The sequence below is a fragment of the Pseudomonas capsici genome (genome assembly GCF_017165765.1).
Taxonomy (GTDB): Bacteria; Pseudomonadota; Gammaproteobacteria; order Pseudomonadales; family Pseudomonadaceae; genus Aquipseudomonas; species Aquipseudomonas capsici.
Genome location: NZ_JAFGZD010000046.1, coordinates 1 through 2,383, shown reverse-complemented (window position 1 = coordinate 2,383; position 2,383 = coordinate 1). Strand labels below are relative to the sequence as shown.

The 2,383-nt window shown below is 58.7% G+C and carries 3 protein-coding genes; all 3 read left to right on the top strand.

All coding sequences use genetic code 11. From position 1 onward, the window contains the following. Positions 1-100: 100 nt before the first annotated feature. The 3 genes from tnpA to tnpC all read left to right on the top strand — a co-directional run bounded on the left by tnpA (position 101) and on the right by tnpC (position 2,352). Positions 101-421, top strand: a complete 321-nt coding sequence (gene tnpA, locus JSY17_RS25425; protein WP_206403377.1) for an IS66-like element accessory protein TnpA — start codon at positions 101-103, stop codon at positions 419-421. Then, the gene (gene tnpB / locus JSY17_RS25805) at positions 418-753 is read left to right on the top strand and encodes an IS66 family insertion sequence element accessory protein TnpB (RefSeq protein WP_232849656.1); all 336 of its coding nucleotides are present in this window, start codon (positions 418-420) and stop codon (positions 751-753) included. Before tnpA ends, tnpB begins: the two co-directional genes overlap by 4 nt. A 63-nt stretch (positions 754-816) precedes the next feature. Further along, on the top strand, positions 817-2,352 hold the full coding sequence (gene tnpC, locus JSY17_RS25415; RefSeq protein ID WP_206403376.1) for an IS66 family transposase: 1,536 nt from the start codon (positions 817-819) through the stop codon (positions 2,350-2,352). The last annotated feature ends 31 nt before the right edge of the window (positions 2,353-2,383 follow it).

The window sequence follows — 2,383 nt, the reverse complement described above, 5'->3', positions numbered from 1 at the left end:
GTAAGCGTACGGCGAACTCACCTTCCGAACTCCAGCATTAAGGGCGATGGTGTCCGCGTATTTTTAAGCGGACGCGATCACCCTTATCGCCAGGATTTCCATGCGCCAACGAAGCTCTTATCCCAAACCATTCAAAGCTCAGGTCGTTCAGGAATGCCTACAACCTGGCGCAACCGTGTCCAGTGTCGCCATCAGCCACGGCATCAATGCCAACGTCATCCGCAAATGGCTGCCGCTCTATCGAGATCAGCCCGCAGCGGCTTCACTACCAGCTTTCGTCCCGCTAAAAGCCGCACCTAAACGGCCAGTCGAAGCGTCAGTGATCATCGAGTTGCCCATGGCCGGGCAAGTGATCATGGTGAAATGGCCAACCTCGGATCCTGAGGGCTGCGCGCAGTTTATTCGGGCTGTCACTCGATGATCCGCATCGATGCCATCTGGCTGGCCACCGAGCCGATGGACATGCGCGCCGGTACCGAAACCGCTTTAGCCCGAGTGATCGCGGTGTTTGGTGCGGCGAAGCCGCACTGTGCTTATCTGTTCGCCAATCGCCGGGCTAACCGGATAAAAGTGCTGGTACACGACGGCGTGGGCGTCTGGCTTGCAGCGCGGCGACTTAACCAAGGCAAGTTCCACTGGCCCGGCATTCGCCATGGCTGCGAGGTCGAGCTCGACAACGAACAACTCCAGGCGTTGGTACTGGGCCTGCCGTGGCAACGCGTTGGCGCAGGCGGTGTGATTACCGTGCTTTAACCGCCGGCCATTTGGCCGGTCTACTTGTCGTCGTCCCGCGCCTGCTCTGGCACAATCGGCGGCATGACTTTCTCGCCCAACCTCGACCAGATGACCCCGGAACAGCTTCGTGCCTTGGCGGCACAGGCGTTGCAGTTGCAATCCCAAGTCGAGGCTATGAGCAGAAAGATCCAGAACGATGAAATCCTCATCGAACAGTTCAAGTTCGAAATCGCCCTGCTCAAACGCCACAAGTTTGCCAAGCGCAGCGAGCAAATCAGCCCGGCGCAAAGCAACTTGCTGGATGACCTGCTCGACACCGACCTTGAGGCTATCGAGGCCGAGCTGAAACAGCTTCTCCCGGCTGCGCCACAGGCCGAACCACGGCAGTCCCCGAAACGTGCGCCCTTGCCGCCGCAGTTTCCACGCACGGTAATTCGTCACGAACCTGAGAACACCCAGTGCGCCTGCGGCTGCCAACTTCAACGCATCGGCGAAGACGTCAGCGAGAAGCTGGATTACACGCCGGGCGTGTTTACCGTCGAGCAACATGTACGTGGTAAATGGACCTGCCGTCAGTGCGAAACCCTGATTCAGGCGCCGGTGCCGGCGCAGGTTATCGACAAAGGTATCCCGACCGCAGGTCTGCTGGCCCACGTGATGGTGGCCAAGTTTGCCGATCACTTGCCGCTGTACCGGCAGGAGAAAATCTTTGGTCGCGCCGGACTGGCAATTGCTCGTTCGACCTTGGCGCAATGGGTCGGACAAACTGGCGTGAGCCTTCAGCCGCTAGTTGATGCTCTGCGTGAAGCGGTGCTGAACCAGGGTGTGATTCACGCCGATGAAACACCAGTGCAAATGCTTGCGCCAGGCGAGAAGAAAACCCACCGGGCCTATGTATGGGCCTACAGCACGACGCCGTTTTCGGCGCTCAACGCGGTGGTTTACGACTTCAGCCCAAGCCGTGCTGGCGAACATGCACGCAACTTCCTGGGCGACTGGAACGGCAAGCTGGTTTGCGATGACTTCGCTGGCTACAAGGCCGGATTTGAGCAAGGCATCACTGAAATCGGCTGCATGGCTCACGCTCGTCGCAAGTTCTTTGATCTGCACGTAGCGAATAAAAGCCAGCTGGCTGAACAGGCCCTGCACTCGATCAGCGGTTTGTACGAGGTCGAACGCCAAGCGCGGGACATGAGTGATGAAGATCGTTGGCAAATACGTCAGGAAATGGCGGTGCCAATCCTCAAAACACTGCATGACTGGATGTTGGCCCAGCGCGACTTGGTGCCCAACGGATCAGCCACGGCCAAAGCCCTCGATTACAGCCTGAAACGCTGGGTAGCGCTGACGCGCTACTTGGACGATGGGGCTGTGCCCATCGACAACAACCAAGTCGAGAACCAGATACGGCCATGGGCACTCGGAAGATCGAACTGGCTGTTTGCCGGGTCGCTGCGCAGTGGTAAACGTGCGGCGGCGATCATGAGTTTGATCCAGTCGGCACGCATGAATGGGCATGATCCGTATGCCTATCTCAAGGATGTGCTGACGCGACTGCCGACCCAACGGGCCAGTGAGATCGGGCAGTTACTGCCGCATCAGTGGATGCCGGCCTGACTTACGCAAGGTGAGTTCGCCGGACGCTTAC

What these genes read in the sequence shown, in the direction of transcription:
- tnpB (WP_232849656.1), top strand. Translation starts at nt 418, where the DNA reads ATGATCCGCATCGATGCCATCTGGCTGGCCACCGAGCCGATGGACATG.
- tnpC (WP_206403376.1), top strand. Translation starts at nt 817, where the DNA reads ATGACTTTCTCGCCCAACCTCGACCAGATGACCCCGGAACAGCTTCGT.
- tnpA (WP_206403377.1), top strand. Translation starts at nt 101, where the DNA reads ATGCGCCAACGAAGCTCTTATCCCAAACCATTCAAAGCTCAGGTCGTT.